Source organism: Microbispora siamensis, from assembly GCF_016863095.1.
Lineage (GTDB): Bacteria > Actinomycetota > Actinomycetes > Streptosporangiales > Streptosporangiaceae > Microbispora > Microbispora siamensis.
In genome coordinates this window covers 94,377-115,852 of record NZ_BOOF01000034.1, presented here as the reverse complement: position 1 = coordinate 115,852, position 21,476 = coordinate 94,377, and the positions used below count along the sequence as shown (strand labels likewise).

The 21,476-nt window shown below is 68.8% G+C and carries 11 protein-coding genes; 4 read left to right on the top strand and 7 right to left on the bottom strand.

From position 1 onward, the window contains the following. Positions 1-281: 281 nt before the first annotated feature. Positions 282-10,964: a LamG-like jellyroll fold domain-containing protein gene (locus Msi02_RS28025; RefSeq protein ID WP_204051034.1), complete on the top strand. Its 10,683-nt coding sequence runs from the start codon at positions 282-284 to the stop codon at positions 10,962-10,964. An 837-nt stretch (positions 10,965-11,801) separates the two neighbouring features. Here the strand turns inward: Msi02_RS28025 and Msi02_RS28020 are convergent. Beyond that, positions 11,802-13,385, bottom strand: a complete 1,584-nt coding sequence (locus tag Msi02_RS28020; RefSeq protein WP_204051062.1) for an acyl-CoA synthetase — start codon at positions 13,383-13,385, stop codon at positions 11,802-11,804. Positions 13,386-13,509: 124 nt separating this feature from the next. Here Msi02_RS28020 and Msi02_RS28015 point away from each other — a divergent pair, with 124 nt between their 5' ends. After that, positions 13,510-14,304, top strand: a complete 795-nt coding sequence (locus Msi02_RS28015; protein ID WP_204051033.1) for an inositol monophosphatase family protein — start codon at positions 13,510-13,512, stop codon at positions 14,302-14,304. Between the two features lie 6 nt (positions 14,305-14,310). Here the strand turns inward: Msi02_RS28015 and Msi02_RS28010 are convergent, their stop codons facing one another. From Msi02_RS28010 to Msi02_RS28000, 3 genes are all read right to left on the bottom strand, one after another. Continuing rightward, a complete protein-coding gene (locus Msi02_RS28010; protein ID WP_204051032.1) occupies positions 14,311-16,311 on the bottom strand; it encodes a mannosyltransferase YkcB-related protein in 2,001 nt (666 codons plus the stop codon). Positions 16,312-16,426: 115 nt separating this feature from the next. After that, the gene (locus tag Msi02_RS28005; RefSeq protein WP_204051031.1) at positions 16,427-16,570 is read right to left on the bottom strand and encodes a hypothetical protein; all 144 of its coding nucleotides are present in this window, start codon (positions 16,568-16,570) and stop codon (positions 16,427-16,429) included. A gap of 102 nt (positions 16,571-16,672) precedes the next feature. Next, complete coding sequence (locus Msi02_RS28000) at positions 16,673-17,545, bottom strand: LysR family transcriptional regulator (protein WP_204051030.1); 873 nt, start codon at positions 17,543-17,545, stop codon at positions 16,673-16,675. A gap of 115 nt (positions 17,546-17,660) precedes the next feature. Between Msi02_RS28000 and Msi02_RS27995 the strand changes: the two genes are divergently transcribed. After that, positions 17,661-18,524 (top strand): aldo/keto reductase, encoded by an 864-nt coding sequence (locus tag Msi02_RS27995; protein ID WP_204051029.1) that lies wholly within the window; start codon positions 17,661-17,663, stop codon positions 18,522-18,524. 8 nt (positions 18,525-18,532) lie between these two features. Here the strand turns inward: Msi02_RS27995 and Msi02_RS27990 are convergent, their stop codons facing one another. Together Msi02_RS27990 and Msi02_RS27985 are read right to left on the bottom strand one after the other, a co-directional pair. Beyond that, positions 18,533-19,387: a hypothetical protein gene (locus Msi02_RS27990; RefSeq protein ID WP_204051028.1), complete on the bottom strand. Its 855-nt coding sequence runs from the start codon at positions 19,385-19,387 to the stop codon at positions 18,533-18,535. A gap of 113 nt (positions 19,388-19,500) precedes the next feature. Continuing rightward, a complete protein-coding gene (locus Msi02_RS27985; protein ID WP_143737928.1) occupies positions 19,501-19,878 on the bottom strand; it encodes a VOC family protein in 378 nt (125 codons plus the stop codon). Between the two features lie 117 nt (positions 19,879-19,995). Between Msi02_RS27985 and Msi02_RS27980 the strand changes: the two genes are divergently transcribed. After that, positions 19,996-20,820, top strand: coding sequence for an SAM-dependent methyltransferase (locus Msi02_RS27980; protein ID WP_204051027.1), 825 nt, complete (start codon positions 19,996-19,998; stop codon positions 20,818-20,820). Between the two features lie 41 nt (positions 20,821-20,861). On the opposite strand, the gene Msi02_RS27975 is transcribed toward Msi02_RS27980, so the two are convergent. Then, positions 20,862-21,470 carry a TetR/AcrR family transcriptional regulator gene (locus Msi02_RS27975; RefSeq protein ID WP_204051026.1) on the bottom strand — a complete coding sequence of 203 codons (609 nt, stop codon included), beginning with the start codon at positions 21,468-21,470 and terminating at the stop codon, positions 20,862-20,864. Positions 21,471-21,476 lie beyond the last annotated feature (6 nt).

Here is a 21,476-nt window from a genome sequence, read left to right as displayed (position 1 = left end):
CAGCAAGACGTCTTGTCGCAGGTAATCGTCCACATCCGCCCCGTGATCAAGCTTGTGCAATGAGGGTGATGTCGCAGATCGGCGAGGGCCACGGGGGCTGAGCGGCCGCCAGCGGTTTGGGTAATGCGGCACATCAAATTTTATGCCCTCTTTACGTCATGATCGTCGGCAGGTACCTTTTGATCACTTTGCTGAAGATCGCTCCGGTGTCGCCGAGCCTCTCCTGAAGCTCCGCTTCGCATGGGCGCCGCGCGCGCAGCCTGCTGCGTGCCGACGGAGAGGTGGACGGGGTGCGACGGAGTGGGTTCGGCCTGGGCAAGATCGGCCTGGCTCGATGGCTGCTGCGTGTCACGACTGTGTCGGTGATCGCGATTCTGCCTGGAACGTTACAACTTCCGGCATTTCCGGCCCCGGTCTCCGCGCCGCGCGTTGTGCTGAACCTGCCGAACGTCACATCCGGCTCGGCCGACGCCCCGCCGGTGCAGCAGTCGGGCTCGGCGAAGGGCCTGCCGCACCTGGTCGATGCCTCGGCCACGGAACCGAGAGACCTGCGACTTCCCGGCCCGCGTCCAAGTGACGACGGGAAGCGCCCGGAGGGCGGGCTGCCGCTGGACAAGCCACGCACGCCGTCGGACGAGCCGGCCAAGGGCGGCCTGAAGTCTCCACCGCCACTGCCGGCCGAATTCAGGGAAGCGAAGCCCGAGGAGACGGCCCCACCGCAGGCCGTCCAGGGTCAGGGCCTGTCGATGAGGCGGGTGCGCCCCGCCAAGGGCGCTGCTGCGGAGTCACCCACGCTTGTCGTCACCCGGGTGGCGTCTGCCGCAACGTCGACAAGGGGGTCGTCGACCCTCGCCTCCGCCCTGGCGGAGGGCGATGCTCCCTCCGTGTCCTCCCTATCGGCCTTGGGAACCCAGGGGCCGGACGGATGGACGCTGTCGTCGCTGACGCCGTATTTCCAGGCGAAGGTCACCGACCCCTTGTATCGGTCGTCCTATCTCGGGTACGAGATCGAGCACGATCCCTCGGTGCCCGCACAGGGTTCCGGTCTGATCTCTTCGGGCAAGGGGACGACCTCGGCGTCGTCGGGGTCGTTCGCCTCCGTCAACGTGCCTTCGGGGAAACTGACGGACGGTTGGCTGGTGCGCTGGCGGGTCCGTGGCGTCACCACGAGCGGCGTAGAGGGCGCGTGGTCTGACTGGCAGCCGGCCAAAATCGACGTCACCAAGCCCGCGGTATCGGATCTCTCGACATGGATCATCCCCGGGGCGGGCACGTCTACGCTGACGTCGCTCACGCCGGACTTCTGGGCAAAGGTCACCGACCCGATGCCGTTCCGGTACTCCTATCTGAGTGCGGAGGTGGAGCACGATCCGTCGGTGCCAGGTCAGGGGTCGGGTCTGATCTGGGCGGGTACGGGCACGACGGCGACGTCCTCGGGCGCCCCGTACACGTCGGTGACGATGCCCGCCGGCAAGCTGACCGACGGCTGGATGGTGCGGTGGCGGGTCCGGGCCGTGACGACGACGGGTGTGGCCGGGCCCTGGTCCGACTGGCAGACGGCCAAGGTGGACATCTTCAAGCCGACGGTGTCGAACCTTTCGGCCGACGGGACGCAGGGCTCGGGGCTGTGGACCTTGTGGTCGCTGACGCCGCGATTCGACGCCGACATCAGTGACCGAGTCTCTTCTCGGTACTCCTATCTGAGTGCGGAGGTGGAGCACGATCCGTCGGTGCCGGGCCAGGGGTCGGGTCTGATCTGGGCGGGTACGGGCACGACGGCGACGTCCTCGTCCACGTCCTCCGCCTATGTCAAGGTGCCGGCGGGCAAGCTGACCGACGGCTGGATGGTGCGGTGGCGGGTCCGGGCCGTGACGACGACCGGCCTGAACGGGCCGTGGTCCGACTGGCAGACCTCCAAGATCGACATCACCAAACCCGCGGTATCGGAGGTCACGACGACTACCGGTCTGCCGAACTCGGGTCTGTGGACGTCGTGGACGCTGACACCGGAATTCCGGGCGAAGATCAGGCCCACCACGTTCGGCAGTCTTGACGGGAACTCCTATCTTGCCGCGGAGGTCGAGCATGATCCGTCGACGCCGGGTCAGGGGTCGGGTCTGATCTGGTCAGGCAAGGGCACGACGGCCACGTCCTCGGACAACCCATACGCTGCCGTGACGGTGCCGGCAGGGAAGCTGACCGACGACTGGGTGGTGCGGTGGCGGGTTCGCGGCGTGACCACCAAGGGCCTGGCGGGGCCGTGGTCGGACTGGCAGACCATGAGGATGGACGTCACCAAGCCGGTGGTGTCCGACATCGGGGTGCAGGGGAGCCAGAGCGGCGGCTTGTGGACGATGTGGACCCTGTCGCAGAGCTTCTCGGCGAAGATCACGTACAACTCGATCCTCGGTCTCGGGCCGAACGCCTACCTTGGGGCGGAGATCGAGCACGACCCCTCGGTGCCGAACCAGGGGACCGGTCTGATCTGGTCCGGGACGGGCACGACGGCCACGTCCTCGAGCAGCTCCTACGCCTCGGTGTCGATGCCCGCGGGCAAGCTGACCGATGGCTGGCTGGTGCGATGGCGTGTTCGCGGTGTGACGACGACGGGGATCAACGGGCCGTGGTCGGAATGGCAGACGGCGAAAATCGACGTCAACAAGCCGGCCGGGACCGGCCTAGGCGTGGTCCCGGGAACCAAGACCGCAGACAACTTCTGGGTTTTGGCCTCGTCGACGCCCTGGCTGTACACGAAGGTGACCACTGAGGGAAACCTGGCCTCCTATCTGGGTGCGGAGGTCGAGCACGATCCGTCGGTGCCGGACCAGGGGAGCGGGCTGATCTGGTCGGGGACCGGCACCAAGTCGTATGCCTCCGGGTCGAACGCCTGGGTGCAGGTGCCCGCCGACAAGCTGTCCGACGGATGGCTGGTGCGGTGGCGGGTCCGGGGCGTGACCACGACCGGCGTCACCGGGCCGTGGTCGGAATGGCAGAGCGCCAGGGTGAGCGTCAACAGACCCGCCGTCGCGGCGGTGGGAATCACCCCCGGAACGGCGGGCGTATGGTCCTGGACCGCTCAGTCGCTCACTCCGTGGCTGTTCGCGAAGGTGACCGACGCCCAGGGACGTAGTTCCTACCTGGGCGTCGAGGTTGAGCACGACCCCGAGGCGACCGACCAGGGATCGGGGCAGATCTGGGCTGGGACCGGCACCACCGCATACCCGTCCGGCTCCAACGCCTGGACGGTCATCCCGGCCGGCAAGCTCACCGACGGCTGGCGGATCCGCTGGCGGGTCCGAGGCGTCACCACGAGCGGAGTGAACGGCCCGTGGTCGGAGTGGCAGAGGGCGACGGTCGCGGGCCTGCCCTTCCAGACCTTCTCTCCTGCGGACAACTCGCAAGTGAGCACGTTGCGTCCGATCTTGTCCGCGCACGCGCAGTCGCCGGTCGAGGCCAAGGTGACCTACTGGTTCCAAATCTGCTCGGGGACCAAGGACCACTGGACGTGGTGTGAGAGCTCGTTTGATTGGAGCAAGAACGGGACGTTCACCGTTCCGAAGGACAAGCTGCAGTGGGGCAAGACCTACTGGTGGTACGCCAAGGCCGCCACGAGCACCGTGACCGTGACCTCCCCGTGGATGAGCTTCACCACCACGCCTGAACAGGGCACCGTCAACTCCCTTCTCGTAACCGGCACCGAGGGCCGGGAGTTCAACTACGTGAACGGTGACTACACCCGGTCGGTCACCGATCTGTCCGTCGCCACTCCTGGTCCGCCCCTGGCCGTCACCCGCTCGTACAACAGCCTTGACCCGCGTTCGGACGGGGCGTTCGGTTCCGGCTGGTCCACACGGTGGGACATGCGGATCCAGGACGAGGGACAGGCGATCAGCTACCCGTCCATGGTCGGTCACTGGCGCTTGGGCGACCTTCTGGGCAGCGTGTTCGCGGCGGACGCGTCCGGCCGGAGGTTCAACGCGGCGCTGTCCGCCGGTACGTCCCCCGTTCAGGGGAAGATCGGCGGTGCCATCGCCAAGTCGGGTGGTGCGGTGGCCACCGCCTCCGGGCCGGTGCTGCGCACCGACGACAGCTACACCGTCGCGTCCTGGCTCAAGCTGGACGACAGGTCGGGTTCCTACCAGGTGGCCCGTCAGAACGGCGACAACGGAGCGCCGTACTACCTGGGTGTCGACCAGGCAACCGGACAGCTCAAGTTCGCCACCTACGCCTCCGACACCGCCGGTTCCACGAGTACCTCCGTGCTGTCGGGAGTGAACGCGCCCGTCGGGCAGTGGTTCCACGTCGCCGGTGTGTACGACAAGGCCGCGGGTTCGATCTCCCTCTATCTCAACGGCGACCTGATGAAGACGGTCACCGGCGTCCCGGCCGGCTGGAACGCGACCGGCACGACGGTGCTCGGCGGCGACGTCAAGGGCGCCATCGACGACCTCCGGATGTTCCAGAAGGCGCTGTCGTCGGCCGAGATCCAAGGGCTGGCCGCCATCAAGACGATCACACCCCCCGCCACGGTGCTGATCACCTACCCCGACGGCACCCAGCAGCGCTTCGCCTCCAAGGGCGACGGCACCTACGCCTCCCCGCCGGGTACTTTCGCCACCCTGGTCAGCCTGGACGACGGCGGCTGGCGGTTGATGGACCGGTCGGCCACCTCCTACTGGTTCGACACCTCCGGACGGCTGACGAAGGTCAGCGACAGGCGGGACCGCACTCAGGACCTGGTGTACGGCACGGACGGCAAGCTGCTGAAGGTCACCGCGACCGGCGGGCGATCGCTCACCTTCGGCTGGACCGGCGCGCACGTGACCAGTGTCGCCACCGATCCGGTGGACGGGACGCCGATCACCTGGACGTACGAGTACGACGGCGACAAGCTGGCCAAGGCATGCCCTCCGGCCTCCGGTGGCGCCTGCACCACCTACACCTACACCGACGCGTCCCACTACCGCAGCGTCGTCCTCGACTCCATGCCCACCGGCTACTGGCGCCTCGGCGGGACCGCGACGGCCTTGCGGAGCAAGGTGCCCAGCTCCGGCGGCCTGGACTTCGGCGCGAGCGACGGCATGCTCAGGGGGACCACAGCCAATGTGACCGTGGGTGTCGCGGGAGCGCTCGCCGGCACGCCGGACACGGCCATGACGTTCGCGGGCACCGCGGGCTCCGCCTACGTCTCGCTGCCTGAGGCGACCGTCAGCGGCCTCGGCGGAAGCCTGTCCGTCGAAGCCTGGTTCAAGACAACCGGCTCCGGCACCATCCTCGGATACCAGAGTTCCTACGAGGACGATCCGGACTCCTACGGTCTGGGCATCTACGTCGGGACGGACGGCAAGCTCCGCGGCCAGTTCTGGAACGGAACGATCGCCCCGATCACCACGCCCGGCAAGGTGAACGACGGAAACTGGCACCATGTGGTGCTGTCCGGCGCGGAGGACATCCAGACCCTCTTCCTGGACGGGCAGCCGGTCGGCGGCCTCGCCGGCAAGATCACACACACCGTCAGTTCCGAGATGTGGGACACCCGCATCGGCGCCGGGTACGGTGGCCCGAGCTGGCCGTTCACCACGGCGTCGTTCACCGCCTTCCCCTTCGCCGGCAGCATCGACGAGGTCGCGGTCTACAACAGACCCCTCGGGCTCGGCACCGTCCGCACCCACTACGCCGCGCGACTGGCCCAGCCGCTGCTGGCGAAGGAAACCCAGCCGTCGGGACGCGTCCACGCGGAGAACACCTACAACGCCGACGGCGGTCGGCTCACCACGCACACCGACGATGACGGCGGCACCTGGAAGCTGTCGGACCTGGTTCACGCCAAGGAATCGACCACCCAGATCTCGGCCACGGCCACCGTGACCGACCCGGACAACGGCAGGCTGACCTACGTCACGAATGCTCTGCGTGGATACCAGGTCGTCTCCGCCACTGATCAGCTCGGCAAGACCACCAGGTACGCCTACGACGTCGGCGGATTCCCCGCGAAGGTCACCGATCCGAACGGCAAGGCGACCGATTTCGTGTACAACGCCCGGGGTAACCCCGTGGCCAGAAAGACGTGCCGCAGCAGCGACGCGTGCTTCACGGAGTACTACTCCTATTACCTGAACGCGGATGACCCCTTTGACCCCCGCAACGACCAACCGATCGCCTACCGCGACGCCAGGTCGGCCGCAGCCACCGACGACACCTACGCCGTGACCACGACGTACAACACTCATGGGGAGCCGACGAGAAAAACTATCCCCGCCACATCGGACTTCCCGCAAGGTCGCTCCCAAATCACCGTTTACACCGACGGCACCGAACCGGCGGTCGGTGGTGGGGCCGCCCCGGCCGGCCTGGTGAAGTCCGCCAAGGACTTCAAGGGCAACGAGACGACGTATGTGTACACCGCCGTCGGCGACCTCGCCCAGGAGACAGGCCCGACTGGGCTGGTGAAGAAGTACGGCTACGACGCGATTGGGCGGGCGATCAGTCAGACGGAAGTGTCGGTGGCGTACCCCGATGGTGTAACGACGACCACCACCTATGACCCGCAGGGCCGACTCGAGACCGTCACAGGGCCGGGAGTCAAGAACGAGGTCACCGGGGTGACCCACACCTTGCGGCGGACCTCCACCTACGATGCCGACGGCAACCCGCTGACCACCACTGTGTCCGATCTGACCGGCGGTGATCTGCAGCGCGGGACCATCTACACCTACGACGACTACGGCCGTGCCGACTCGGTCACTGGCCCGGAGGGTGGAGTCGAGAGGTTCGGCTACGACCACAAGGGACAGAAGGTCAGCTACACCGACCTGCATGGTTCGGTCTACAGCTACTCCTACACTGCGCGCGGGGAGCTCGCCGTCACCATGCTCAAGGGATGGACCGGCAACCCGGTCAGCCCGCAGGCCCCCACCGATGTGGTCATGACGTCGTACGCATACGACCCTGCCGGAAGGCTGGCCTCCGCGACCGACGCGATGGGCCGCACCACCTCGTACACCTACTACGACGACGGACTCGCAGCCCAAACGATCGCCAGCGGGGCTAGGCTGAACGGCTCATCCACAGGTCGTGACGTGGTGCTGGAGGCCAAGCTGTACGACCCTGCCGGGTATGTCATCCGGCAGACTACGAACGGTGGGAATCTGCGCATTGACGCTGGATACGACGCAGCTGGCCGTCTGACTTTCCAAACGACCGATCCTGGTGTGCTGGGAAGGAAAACGTCTTACGGATACGACGCCAACGACAACATCGTCAGCGTCACCAAGACCGCGGCCGGAACCGACCGTATAGAGATCACCGAGTACATCTACAACTCGGATAACCAGCCGATCAGGCAGATTGTGCACAACGACGGCCAGGACCTGGTCACCGCGCTTACCGTCGACGACCGCAAGATGGTCACTGCGATTACGGACCCGCGCGGGAACGTCTCCGGCGCCGACGCTGCGGACCACACCACCAACATTCGTTACGACGCGGTGGGTCAGGCGGTCGAGCTGAAGCTGCCTCAGGTCCAGGTCGAGCGCGGTGGTGGCGCCGTCGCGCCTGCGCGTCCCCTCACACGGCTGGGATACAACACGTATGGTGACCAGACGCACACAGTGGACGCAGAGGGGCGAGCCATCACATCCGTGTTCGACCGGGTGGGACGGATGGTCTCTCAATTCATGCCCGCCTACACCCCGCCGGGAGGCCAGAAAATCACGCCGACCGTGACGGCCTCCTACGATGCTGCGGGGCTGCAGATCAGCTCGACCGACGCGCGTGGCCACACCATGACCGCGCTCTACGACGGCCTGGGCCGCAAGGTGCAGGTCACCGATCCGTCGATTGGCGGGAATACGGCCGGAATCAAAACCTTTGGATACGACCTGCTGGGAGAGGCGCTTTCCCAGACCGACGCGACCGGGGCGCGCTGGGAGGCGACCTACGACGATCTCGGACGTCAGATCACGACGACGACCTTCGAGCGCAAGCCAGCCACGGCCACTTACATCACCCGCATGGAGTACGACGACGCGGGCAACCTGACCAAGGTCACCCGTCCGGGCGGGGACGCCGTGGACCGCGCTTACAACGCGGTTGGCGAGATGACGTCCCACACGGACGCGCTCGGGAACCGCACGACCTTTGGCTACGACCTGTTCGGGCGGGTTGTCAAGACGACCAACCCGCTCGGCGTATCCAGCATGGTCACCTACGACCTCGCTGGTCGGCAGATCGAGACGGCGGATGTGGGCTCGGATGGCGCGGTGCTGCGCACTCAGAAGTTCGGCTACGACGCCGCCGGCAACCAGACCAGCCAGACCACGGCGACGGGGCACACCACCACCCGTGGCTATGACGCGGCCAACCGTCTGATCGAGCAGCACGAGCCGGTCTCCGCCACCGAGACGATCAACACATCATTCGGCTACGACGCGGCAGGCCAGCAGACCCGGTCGTCCGACGGGCGTGGCAACTCCACCTACACCACCTACAACAGCCTTGGACTGGTGGAGTCGGTGATCGAGCCGAGCACCGCCGCCCACCCCAACCTGTCCGACCGAACCTGGACGAACATCTACGACGCGGCGGGCAACCAGGTCACGAGTCTGCTTCCCGGCGGTGTCAAGGTCGAGCGGGCCTTCGACGAGCTCAACCGGCTCGTCAAGCAGAGTGGCAGCGGCGCGGAGGCGGCCACGGAGGACAAGAACTTCACCTACGACCTCGCTGGCCGTCTGACTGGCGCGGACGAATTGGCCTTCTCCCTGAACGACCGCGGCCTATTACTGAAGAGCAGCGGACCCGACGGCGACATCAGCGCGTACGCCTACGACGCCGACAGTCGGCTCGTCCAGCGGGTCGATGCCACCGGAACGGCTTCGTTCGCCTGGGACAACGCCGACCGCCTCACCGGCATGACCGACCCGGTGACGTCCACAGCGATCGAGTACGGGTACGACAAGGCGGCGCGGCTGACCAGCATGGCCTACGGCGCGAACGGCACCCGCCGGAGCTTGTCCTACGACGCGCTCAACCGTCTCATCAGGGATGAGCTCAAGAACAGTCAGGAATCGCCGATCGCGTCGATCGACTACGGCTACGACGCCGAGAACAATGTCATCACCAAGACCACTGCCGGCACTGCCGGCGCGGGCACCAATACCTACACCTACGACTGGAGCAACCGCCTCACCTCGTGGACTGCCCCCGACGGGAAGATCACCGAATACGGCTGGGACGCCGCAGGTAACCGCATCCGTGCGGGCGACAAGACCTACACCTACGACGAGCGGAACCGCCTCATCTCCGGTGACGGTTACACCTACACGTATACGGCACGCGGCACCCTAGCCGAGGCATCCAACGGCAAGGTGGAGATCGCTAAGTTTGACGCCTTCGACCGCCTGATCCAGGACGGCACCGTCACCTACGACTACGACGCCCTCGATCGCATGGCTACCCGCCGGGAAAGTGGGCAGACGATGAAATTCGCCTACGACGGCCAGACGAACAACCTGGTCGCTGTCACGGACGGCGCCAACGTCAAGAAGGCCGCATACGGCCGGGACGCGTTCGGACGTACGATCAGCCTCTCAGACAGCGGCGGCGGGCAGATGGCCTTCAGTGACCTGCACGGTGACCTGATCGCGACCTTCACCGCCGACGGCGTAGGACTTGTCGACTCCATCGCCTACAACCCCTTCGGAGAGGTCATCGCCCAGACCGGAGCCACTCACGGCCTCGGTTACCAGGGCGGCTACACCGATCCAAGTACGAAGAAAATCAACATGGCGGCCCGCTGGTACCAGCCCGCTACCGGAAGCTTCATCTCCCGCGACACTTGGTCTCTCACCGCCGATCCCTCGGTCCAGCTCAACCGCTATACCTACGCCAACGACAACCCTCTGACGAACACCGATCTCGATGGACACAAGGCCAAGGCAGCCACGGCGAGCGGGAGTCTCAAGCAGGTCAAGACGACGAAGACTAAGACGAAGACCGTGACCGTCTACGAGACCTGCAAGGCGCAGAAGAAGAAGAGTAAGGCGTGCACGGAGATTATCGCAGACCACAAGAATTGCGCGAAGGCCTATGCGAAGACCTGCGACGAGGTGGAAGCGGATTATCTGAACTGTCGCAAGTCCATGTCGAAATCTCTGTGCGGCGAGTCGAAGGCTATCTACGGTGACTGCCGCGATGGCTATAGTCGCGATATTTGCCACTCGGCCGGAATTGAGTACAGGGGGTGTCGAGTCGATCATTCACGGCAGATCTGCAGGGAAGCGAACGGCGCATACCTCAGCTGTAGGGTGAAGCCGAGGGATCTCCTCACGTGTTCCGCAGCCAACGAGGAGTACATCGACTGCCGGGAGGGCTACAACAAGAGCATGTGCCGGCAGGCATGGGGCTTCTATCTGACCTGTCGGGATCGCAAGTACGAGGAGAAGGCCTGTTCCAGTGAGGTGGATGCCTTTTTGAACTGCCGTACCGACGGGGGGCACGGCAGGGATGCATGTATTCTCGGCGGAAAGGTGCATCTGCAGTGCATGAAGAACGATAACGCGGAGTCCATCTGCCGTAGGCTGCGAGATAAGACCGTGGAGTGTGTCGAGGATGACGGTCTGAAAAAGTGCACTCCGACGGGCGGAAATCACATGGAGTGTGACAAAAACAAAGTCAAGGCGTGGTGCAATTTCTATCTTGATCAGGGTTCAGCGACAATTTTGAAGCACGTTCTGGGCGGTATCGCTGTCGGACTCGATGCGTGCGCCTTCATCGCCGGCTTGATGGCTGCTCCAACCGGAGGAACGGCGGCGGTCGTGTCGGCGGCGTGCACCGCGGGGGCGACAATCGCAACTTTGGCCGCCTTGTTAGTCGACTTCGCCAACAATGAAGACGGTAAGGGTGTGAAAATAGTCATCGGTGGCACAATCACTGGGAATCTCTATGCATATGTGTGGTCACGATAGGGAGGACTGAACAAAATTGGGTGAGGCTAGAAAGTTCCTGTTTCCAGGACTCCTGCTGCTCCTGGTGGATGCACTGGCGATGCTAGTGGACGTGGATCTCGGTCCCTGGCCGATTGAGTGGGGAATTTTCCTGGCGGCGTTAGTCCTCATCGGACTTGGTCTGATCGTCCTCAGCCGCAGTCAGAATCGTTCATGAGTTGTGCCTGGGCTTAACGTCTGGGAAGTGAGGGCGAAACCGAGCGGGCGGGTGACCGCTTGGGCCAGATGCGCCAGGAGACAGCGGATTTCAGCGGGGGTGAGGCGCACCAGGCGGCGGCTGTTTTTAGGGGGCCGCCGCCGCGGTGATGGCGAGGTAGGCGTGGGCGAGCATGGCGAGCGATGTCGCGTGCCGGGCAGCGTAGCGTCAGGAGTGCACGAACACGCCGCAGATTGACTACCGGATCACCCTTGCGCGGCCCACTCCCGCATCCGCGACGTAGCCGACGCGACGCTTCAGGCACATCGCGTCCTCGATGACGTGCCAGCTCCCGCGTCGGTCAAGGTGGCCGCATCCAACCTCAGGCTGCCTTACACCTCCACTTCGAGATAGGTCTTAGAGGCCGGGGCGATGAAGGAGGCCCCTTCGCCGTCCAGGGCGGCCAGGTTCGCATACGAAATCAGCTTGGAGTCGCCGATCACCAGCAGCCGCTTGCGGCCAGCGATCCGCTGCAGCGCCTTCGTCGTGCCGGTGATCTGCCCGACCTCCCCGACTTCTCAGATCCGGGCACCGGTCCTTGCGATGACCGAACCTCGGTGCCGGGAACCCTTCGTCGGCCTGCTGGTAACCGCCGATGAAGCTCAGCGGGTGCCGGGGATGCGGTCGGCGAGGGCGGCGTGGCGGTCTCGGAGTTCGCGCTTGAGGATCTTGCCGCTCGGGTTCTTCGGCAGGGCGTCCACGAACGCGACGGCCTTGGGCACCTTGAACGCGGCGAGCCGAGCGCGGACGTGGGCCCGCAGCTCCTCCTCGGTGACGGTCGCGCCCGGCTTGGTCACCACGATCGCGACGACCGCCTCGATCCAGCTCGGGTGGCGGACCCCGACGACGGCGACCTCCGCGACCGCCGGGTGCTCGTAGACGACCTCCTCGACCTCGCGGCTGGCGACGTTCTCCCCGCCGGTCTTGATCATGTCCTTGATCCGGTCGACGACCGTGAGGTAGCCCTCCTCGTCCATCACCCCGAGGTCGCCGGAGTGGAACCAGCCGCCCCGGAACGCCTCGGCGGTCTTCTCGGGGTCGTCCAGGTAGCCGAGGATCGCGTGCGGGCTGCGGTGCACGATCTCGCCGATCTCCCCGGGAGGGACGTCGTTGCCGTCGGCGTCCACGACCCGGGTCTCGACGTTCAGGGCGGCCTGGCCGGCCGAGCCCGCCTTGCGGATCTGGTCCTCCGGCTGGAGCATCACCGCGACCGGCGCCATCTCGGTCTGGCCGTAGAAGTTCCACAGGCGCACGTCCGGCAGGCGCTCGCCGATCTCCCGCAGCACCTCGACTGGCATGATCGCCGCGCCGTAGTAGCCCTTGCGCAGCGAGGACAGGTCGCGCCGGTCGAAGTCCGGGTGGCGCAGCAGCGAGATCCACACCGTGGGTGGCGCGAAGAACTTGGTCACCCTGTTGCGCTCGATCGCCTCCAGTACGGCGGCGGGGTCGGCTCCGGGGAGGATGTGGCTGGAGGCGCCGAGCTGGATGTCCGGCACCAGGAAGCAGTGCTGCTGGGCGCAGTGGAACAGCGGCATCGCGTGCAGTTCGACGTCGTCGCGGGTCATGCCGCCGTCGATGACGCAGCTCGCGTACTGGGCGATCAGCGCGGCGTGGGACAGCACGGCGCCCTTCGGGCGTGACTCCGTGCCCGAGGTGTAGAGGATCTGCGCGGGGTCGTCGGGCCCGATCGGCACGACCGGCTCGGCGACGTCCTCCCGAAGCAGCGAGTCGAACGGCTCCCAGCCCTCCTCCGGCGCCGGGCCGTACACCATGCGCAGCCGCAGCCCGTCGGCCTGCTTGGCCGCGTCGCGCGCCACCGGCAGCAGGGCGTCCTGCGCGATCAGCGCGACCGCGCCGGAGTGGGACAGGACGTAGGCGATCTCGTCGGCGCCGAGCATGAAGTTGACCGGCACGAGGACGGCGCCGGCGCGGGCCACGCCGAAGATCGTCCGTACGTAGTCCACGCTGTTGCGCGACAGCACCGCCACCCGGTCCCCGGGACGCACGCCCCGGGCGGCCAGCGCGCCCGCCACCCGCGTCACGTCCTCGTCGAGCTCCGCGTACGTACGGGATCGGGCCGCGTCCGCCACGGCCAGGCGGCCGGGGTGCCGCCGGGCGGAGCGCCGGAGCAGGTCCGCGAGCGACTGACGGCGGGCGAGGGCGACATCCGGCGAGGCGGGGGACATGAGCGGCTCCAACACCTGAACAGAGGAAACTTCTGGATCAGCCTAGTGAGAACCGATCGCCTTGGGGAGAGCCCCGCACCCGTGCAGCACGACGGCGCCGACCATCGTGATAGTCCTGTTCTTCGTGCCGATCACAGACGAGGAACTGGCCCTGACGGCGGCGCAGGCCGGAGCCGCCGTCGTGCGCGCCATGTGGGGGACATCGCTGACGCGCTTCGCGAAATCCGCGGACGACTTCGCCACGGCCGCGGACATCGAAGCGGAGAAGGCCATACTCGGCGTCATCCGCACGGCTCGTCCGGACGACGCCGTGACGGGCGAGGAGAGCGGACGCACGGGGCGGGACGGCGCGGAGCGCATGTGGCTGGTCGATCCCCTGTGCGGTACGCGGAACTACGCAGCGCGCACCATGCTCGTCGCGGTGAACGTCGCCCTGCGCGTGGGCTCGACCATCACGGCGGCGGCCTGTGCCGACCCGTTCGCGGGCGAGGTGTTCTGGACGGACGGGGTTCACGCCTACGTCCGCCGCGACGCCGGGGACGAGCCGCTCACGCCGTCGGCCGAATCGCGACTGGTGGACGTCAACCTCGATCCGCCGTTCCCGAACGCACCGGCCTTCCGGGCCGCCGGGCTCCTCGCCGACCCGGGCTTCGCCGGGCGTTTCCACCCACGGGTCGTCTCCACCACCCTGGCGGTGGCGTGGGTCGCCACCGGCCGGCGCGCCGCGTACGTCACCGACGGCCATCTGCGCGACAGCGTGCACTTCGCGAGCGGAATCGCGGTGTGCCAGGCCGCGGGATGCGTGGTGACCGGCATCCACGGCGAGCCGCTGCACACCGGCGCGGGCGGGCTCGTCGTGGCCGCCGACCGGGAGACGCACACCGCGTTGCTGGAGATCATCGCCCGCGCCGACCGGTGAGCACGGTCAGGCGGCTGCCGACGGAGTGGCCGCGGTGGTGAGGTCGAAGACCGTGACCCCGTCCACCGTCCGCGGCTCGAAGGTCTCCTGCACCCAGGCGGCGATCCGGGTGGCCTCGTCGCTGCCGCTCGTCCCGCCGCGCCCCATGCCCATGCCCGTGCCGATGAAGTAGTGGATCCGTCCCTCGGCGACGTACTGCTGGAACCGCTCCAGGGTGGGCGCGGGGTCGGTGCCGTTGAAGCCGCCGACGGCCATGACGGGTTTCTCGGTGGCCAGTTGATATCCGGCGGCGTTGTTGGAGCCGACGGTCGCCGCGACCCAGGTGTAGCGTCCCGCGTCGGCGGACAGCAGCGCGGTGAGCGCGGCGCCGGGCGTCGCCGCGTTCAGCAGCCCGCCACCCGCACCACCTGCTGGGCCACCGCCTGGGCCGCCCATGCCACGCCCGCCGCCGAACCCGCCGGGGAGTCCGCCCTGACCGGGCCGGCCGGGGAACGCGCCACGCGGACCGCCGTTGAAGCCGCCCCGTCCGAAGGCTCCGCGGGCGCCGAAGCCGCCGGGTCCGCCGAAGCCGCTCGGTCCCGCCGACGGGATCGCGCCCGTGTGCGGGGTGGCCGCCGTCTCCACCGCGTACGCCGCGGGGCCGGCCAGGCAGGCCACGAGCCCCGCGACGGCGGCCGTGGCGAACAGCCGCACGCGCGCCCGCCGCAGGGCGAGGATCGCCACGGCGGCCACCGCGCCGGCGGCCGGGACCGCCAGCGCCAGCCAGGGGAGCCAACCGGAGGCGCGCGACAGCAGCACAGAAGCCCACCAGGCGGTCACGACCACGGTCGCCGCGAGCGTGACGACGGCGGCGGGGCGGCGCCTGCGCTCCCACAGCAGGGCCGCGCCCATGCCCACGAGCGCGGCGACGGGCGGGGCCAGCGCGACCGTGTAGTACGCGTGGAAGATCCCCTGCATCAGGCTGAAGATCAGGCCGGTCACCAGCAGCCAGCCGCCCCACACCCCGAGCGCGGCGCGGGCCGGATCGGTACGCGGGGCCCGGCGCAGCAGCCACAGCCCGGCCACCAGCAGGATGAGCGCGGCGGGCAGCAGCCAGGAGATCTGCCCGCCGACCTCGGTGTCGAACAGGCGCAGCAGTCCGGCCTGCTGGTTGGTGTTGCCGAGTCCGCCGGCCTCGTCGCCGTTGAGCCGGCCCAGGCCGTTGTAGCCGAGCGCGAGCTCCAGCACGCTGTTGTCCTGCGACCCTCCGATGTACGGCCGGGAGTCCGCGGGGATCGCCGCGACGATCGCCGGCCACCATCCGGCCGACACGAGGACGGCCAGGCCCGCGAGGGCGAGCCGGCCGAGCCGCCGGCGCAGGCTCGCCGGAGCCGCGACCAGGTAGACGAGCGCGAAGCCCGGCAGCACGAGGAACGCCTGGAGCATCTTGGCGAGGAAGCCGCTGCCGACGCAGAGCCCGGCGAGGACCAGCCAGCGGGTGTCCGCCTTCTCCTGCGCCCGCACCAGGCAGTACGCCGCCAGCGTGAGCAGCAGCACCAGCAGCGCGTCGGGGTTGTTGAACCGGAACATCAGCACGGCCACCGGGGTCAGCGCCATGACCGCGCCCGCCAGCAGCGCCGCCCAGACGGGGAAGCGGCGGCGGACGGTGGCGTACAGCACGCCCACGGCAGCCGTGCCCATCAGTGCCTGGGGGACCAGGATGCTCCAGGAGTTCAGCCCGAAGATCCGCACGCTGAGGGCCATCGGCCACAGCGCGGCGGGCGTCTTGTCCACGGTGATGGCGCCCGCCGCGTCGGAGGCGCCGAAGAAGAAGGCCGACCAGCTCTCGCTGCCCGCCTGGACGGCCGCCGAGTAGAAGGAGTTGGCCCAGCCGGAGGCCCCCAGCCCCCAGACGTACAGCACCGCCGTGGCGGCGAGCAGCACGGCCGGAGCAGCGAGCCGGGCGGGCACCCGACGGGGTACGGCTCCCACGGCCGGCCGGGGCGGGCGGAGTGTGTCAACGGTCACCGGGATCGTCCTTCGCGTCGTGTCGTCGTCTCACGACGCTAGGAAGCGCGTCTCGGCCTCCGCTGAGATCTCCATGAGGATCCGATGAAGGAACCGCCCGGGATGCCGGTGGGGCTCAGATGCTCTCCGGCTCGCCCTCGTCCACCCGGTACGACGTCTCCCACGAGGCGCCGCAGTGGCAGCTGCTCAGCTCCAGCAGGTGTCCGTCCTCGGTGACGGCGTAACCGTCGTTGAGGCGGACGTGGACGTGCACGCTCATGAGAGCCGCCTTCGTGGTCGTCGGCTGTTGGGGTGGCCCAGGGCCGAGACCCGAAGCCTTATGAGGACTTATATACCAACTTGGGTGATTTTTGACTAGAAACTATCGAGTGGCGCGATGGATCTCGTCCAGCAGCGCCGCCGCCGCGGCCCCGCCCGGCGCTCCGCTCACCGCCACGGTCTCCCACATCGGAGCCGGATCCGCGAGCTCCGGGAAGCGCACGCGGCGGGTCTTCGCCGAGAACGACCGCGGGACCAGGGCGACGCCGAGGCCGTTCCCCACGAGATCGAGCAGGGAGTGGACGTCGGTGACCTCCAGGGCCACGTGCCGGTCGACACCGGCGGCGGCGAGCGCCTCGTCGGCCCGCGTACGGGTGCCCCAGTCGGGCGGGAAGTCCACGAACCGCTCGCCCCGCAGCGCCTCCAGCCCCACCCTCCCGAGCGCGGCCAGCGGGTGTTCCGGCGCGCAGGCCAGCACGAGCGGCTCGGTCGCGAGAGGGGTCACCACGACGTCGTCGGGCTCGCGGGCCGGGCGCGACACCAGGGCGAGGTCGAGGCGGCCCTCGCGCACCTGCTCGACCAGCTCGCCCGAGCCGCCGTGGCGCAGCCGGATGTCGAGGCCGGGGTGGGCCGCCACGAACCCGGCGAGCACCGCCGGCAGGTCCACCGCGTGCAGGCACTGCAGGGAGCCGATGGACAGCGATCCGCGCAGCAGGCCGCGTACGGCGGCCACGGCGTCACGGGCCGCGTCGCTCGCCGCGAGCGCCCGCCGGGCCTCCACCAGCAGCGCCCGGCCCTCGGGCGTGAGCCGCACCTGCCGGGTGTTGCGCCGGAACAGGTCGGCGCCAAGCTCCCGTTCGAGCGCGCGGATGGACGCCGACAGGCCGGACTGCGCGATGTGCAGGCGCTCGGCCGCCCGGGTGAAGTGGCTCTCCTCGGCGACCGCCACGAAGTACTTGAGCTGCCGCAGCTCCACCGCTCATCACCCACGCTGCTCAATGCGATCGGAATCTTCTGTTGGACGGCTTAATGCCGGATTCGCAGGATAGGACACAGAACTTAGATCTGTGTCCTTCGAAGGGGGATCTTTTATGCGGACTCGCCGCATCGGCGACGTGCAGGTCGGCGCGATCGGTCTCGGGGCCATGCCGATGTCCATCGAAGGGCGGCCCGACGAGCAGCGTTCCATCGCGACCATCCACGCGGCACTGGACGCCGGGGTGACGCTGATCGACACGGCCGACGCCTACCACCTGCACGCGGACGAGGTGGGCCACAACGAGACTCTGATCGCCAAGGCTCTGGCGAGCTACGACGGGGACACCTCGGACGTGCTGGTCGCCACCAAGGGCGGGCACCTGCGCCCCGGCGACGGCTCATGGACGATCAACGGCTCACCCGACCACCTGAAGCAGGCGTGCGACGCCTCACTCAAGCGGCTGGGGGTCGACGCGATCGGCCTCTACCAGTTCCACCGGCCCGACCCGCGGGTGCCGTACGAGGACTCGGTCGGGGCGATCCGCGACCTGCTGGACGCGGGCAAGATCCGCTATGCCGGGATCTCGAACGCGAACCCCGAGCAGATCCGCCAGGCCAACGACATCCTCGGCGGCCGTCTGGTCAGTGTGCAGAACCAGTTCTCCCCGGCCTTCCGCTCCAGTGAGCCCGAGCTGGAGCTGTGCGCGGAGCTGGGCATCGCGTTCCTGCCCTGGAGCCCGCTCGGCGGCAGCTCCAGCGCGGGCGAGCTGGGCTCGCGCTTCGCGCCGTTCGCGGAGGTGGCGCGGGCCCACAACGTGAGCCCGCAGCAGGTGTGCCTGGCCTGGATGCTGGCCAAGGCGCCGGTGGTCATTCCGATCCCCGGCTCGTCGCGGCCGGAGACGATCCTCGACTCGGTCAAGGCGGTGGACCTGGAGCTGTCACCCGAGGAGCTCGGCCGGCTCGACGCGGCGGGCTGAGGACCACCTCACTCGTCCGCCCACTGACGGTGCCGGGCCGCCGCGGCCAGCGCGGCGGCCCGCGCCGTCTCGGTCGGCGTGAACGGCAGGTCCGGCCGCCGCGCCACCAGCACGCCGCCGTCCGGCACCGGAACGGTCATCACGGTCGGGTCTCCCTCGGGAGCCGTCTCGCCGGAATCGTGCCGGCGGATGTCCGCCGTCCGCAGCAACTCGGTCATGGCCGCGACCAGCTCGCCCGGGTCGTCGCGTACGCGCCGGCCCAGCAGCAGCGCCTGGATGCCGGGGTCGATGAGGTCCCTGACCTGGGCGGGGACGATGACGGCGTCCGCCCCGCCGGCCCGGTCGACCGCGCGCCACAGGTCGAGCGGCGTGAGCGAGGCCGGGGCCTCGACGATGAACTCGTCCAGGGCCTCGCAGCCTCCGGGCGTCATCGCCGCGCTGCCCGCGGGCGCGATCTGCAGGGCGAGGACGTTGCAGCGCAGCCGGGCGAACGCCCCGGCGAGCGCGGCGAGGCGGCCGGGGCGCTCGGCGACCCTGGCCCGCACCCGCCACAGGCTCGTGGGCTGCTCGGCCCTGACCCGGGCGCGCAGCCGTACGCCGCCGGAGGCCGACAGCCGCCTGTGTGCGGCCGAGCCGAGGATCAGCGCCAGGCCGAGGCCGACGAGGACCACCGGGCCGGGGTCCCGGTGGCCGAGCAGGGTGGTGAGCACGTGGGCGAGGCCGACGGCGAGGAAGAGCGCGGCCAGCTCCGCGATCTCTCGCCGCCAGGACCGGACGCCATGGTCCCGATGATGGGGATGCCGGGGATGCGGGCCGGGAGACGCGTGACCGCCCCCGCCGGCGGCATTTCTCGGTTCGCTCATACTCCGGAAGTCTGACCAGGCGTTGTTACGCGGTCACCGTCCGTGGAATGTCGCCCGCATTAATCCGCTTTCACACGCCCGTCGTCCTCGCCGCCAGATCATCTGGGAAGCGGTCAGCCCGTCTTGACCCAGAGGCAGAACGGGTGCCCCGCCGGATCGAGGTAGACCCGCACGTCGTCCTGCGGCTGGTGGTCGGCGAGGGTCGCGCCCGCCTCGACGGCGTGGGCCCCGGCCGTGCCGAGATCGTCCACCTCGATGTCCAGATGGAGCATCATCTGCTGCTCCCCGGGCTCCGCGGGCCATACGGGCCGCTCGTACAGCTTCTCGGTCTGGAACGACAGGCCCGTCCCGCCGCCGGGCGGGCGCAACGTCACCCATCCGGGTTCGTCCTGGTCGATCGGCCAGCCCAGCAGCCGCTGGTAGAAGACCGCCAGTTCGCGTGCGTCGGGTGCGTTGAGCACCGCCGCCGTCAGGGTCATGCGTGGCGTCATGCGTCCTCCTGAGATCGTCGGCGTGCCGCTGCCCCATTGCCCGCGGATGAATCTCAAGGGAAGATCATCAAGGCCATAGAATCCGTGGGAGCGATCCCATCGGCGAGGAGCGGACGCATGGACGACTTCGGACAGGCACCGGCGGGCATCGATCCCACCGTCCCCAGCGTCGCCCGGATGTACGACTACTACCTGGGCGGCAAGGACAACTTCCCGGCCGACCGGGAGGCCGCCGAGAAGATGCTCGCGATCGGCCGGCAGATGGGCAACGACGGGCGGGAGATCGCCCGGGAGAACCGCGGCTTCCTCGGCCGCGCCGTACGGCACCTGGCCGAGTCGGGCGTCACCCAGTTCGTCGACATCGGCGCCGGGCTGCCGACGCAGGAGAACGTCCACCAGGTCGCGCAGCGGCACGCCCCGGGCTCGAGGGTCGTGTACGTGGACAACGACCCGGTCGTCCTCGTCCACGCGCGGGCGCTGCTGGCCGACAACCCGGACACGATGGTCATGAGCGGTGACCTGCGCGACCCCGGCGCCATCTTCGACGACCCCGCGGTGCGGGCCCACATCGACTTCACCCGGCCGTTCGCCGTCCTGCTGGTCTCGGTGCTGCACTTCGTGACCGAGGACGAGACCGCCGCCCGCATCGTGGCGGAGATACGGGAACGGCTGGTCCCGGGCGGCCACCTGGTGCTTTCGCACATCTACAAGGGCGACATCCAGGAGGACGTCGTCGAGGCGAGCAAGCAGGTCTACTCGGCGACCTCCTCCGGCGGGCTGGCGGGCCGGTCGCTGGCGCGGATCACGTCGTACTTCGACGGGCTGGAGATCCTGGAGCCCGGCCTGGTCCCCGTGCAGGCGTGGCGGCCCGACGTCCCCTGGGAGGTGCCGACGGACCCGGGCGACTCCGGCATCCTGGGAGCCGTCGCCCGCAAGCCCTGACCGGCCCCGCCGAGGTCAGCGTCCGGCAGCCTCAGCAGGGATCAGTGCAGGGCGCGGGTGAGCACGTCGAGGGTGATCTCGATGATCTGGTCCGCGTCCACGGGCTCCGCATCACGCGCCGCCGCGTCGGGCATGAGGCGGCGGGCCCCTGCCCGGAGCACGCCCCACGCCAGCTCGGCCCGCAGCGCCGGATGGTCGGCCCCGGCCTCGCGCAGTGCGTCGGCGAGCGGGGCGATCAGCTCGCCGTGCAGCTCGTCCACCCGGACCCGGCACTCGCCCGGCAGCCCGATCGCCTGCAGCGCCGGGATCAGCGCGTAGTCGGGGCTGCCGACGAAGTCGAGTGCGGCCCTGCCGTACGCGCGGATCCTGGCGGGCAGCGTACCGTCCGGCCCGGCGGCGGGGGCGATGGCGGTGCGCAGCCGGGCCGACCAGCGGGGAAAGGCGTCCTCCACGAGCTGGGCCAGGATGTCGGCGGTGGAGGCGAAGTAGCGGTAGACGCTGGAGCGGGCCAGGCCGATCCGGGCGCCGACGGCCGCCGGGGTGAGCGCGTGCACGCCCTCGGCGGCCAGGATCTCCCGCGCCGCCTCCAGCAGGGCGGCGTGCTGGTTGGCCCGGTGATCCGCGACGGTCGCCGCGGTGATCCTCGGCATCTCACC

Excerpts from the sequence above, each read along its gene's own strand:
- Msi02_RS28020 (WP_204051062.1), bottom strand. The coding sequence starts at position 13,385 with ATGTCCCCCGCCTCGCCGGATGTCGCCCTCGCCCGCCGTCAGTCGCTC.
- Msi02_RS28005 (WP_204051031.1), bottom strand. The coding sequence starts at position 16,570 with ATGAGCGTGCACGTCCACGTCCGCCTCAACGACGGTTACGCCGTCACC.
- Msi02_RS27995 (WP_204051029.1), top strand. The coding sequence starts at position 17,661 with ATGCGGACTCGCCGCATCGGCGACGTGCAGGTCGGCGCGATCGGTCTC.
- Msi02_RS27990 (WP_204051028.1), bottom strand. The coding sequence starts at position 19,387 with ATGAGCGAACCGAGAAATGCCGCCGGCGGGGGCGGTCACGCGTCTCCC.
- Msi02_RS27985 (WP_143737928.1), bottom strand. The coding sequence starts at position 19,878 with ATGACGCCACGCATGACCCTGACGGCGGCGGTGCTCAACGCACCCGAC.
- Msi02_RS27980 (WP_204051027.1), top strand. The coding sequence starts at position 19,996 with ATGGACGACTTCGGACAGGCACCGGCGGGCATCGATCCCACCGTCCCC.
- Msi02_RS27975 (WP_204051026.1), bottom strand. The coding sequence starts at position 21,470 with ATGCCGAGGATCACCGCGGCGACCGTCGCGGATCACCGGGCCAACCAG.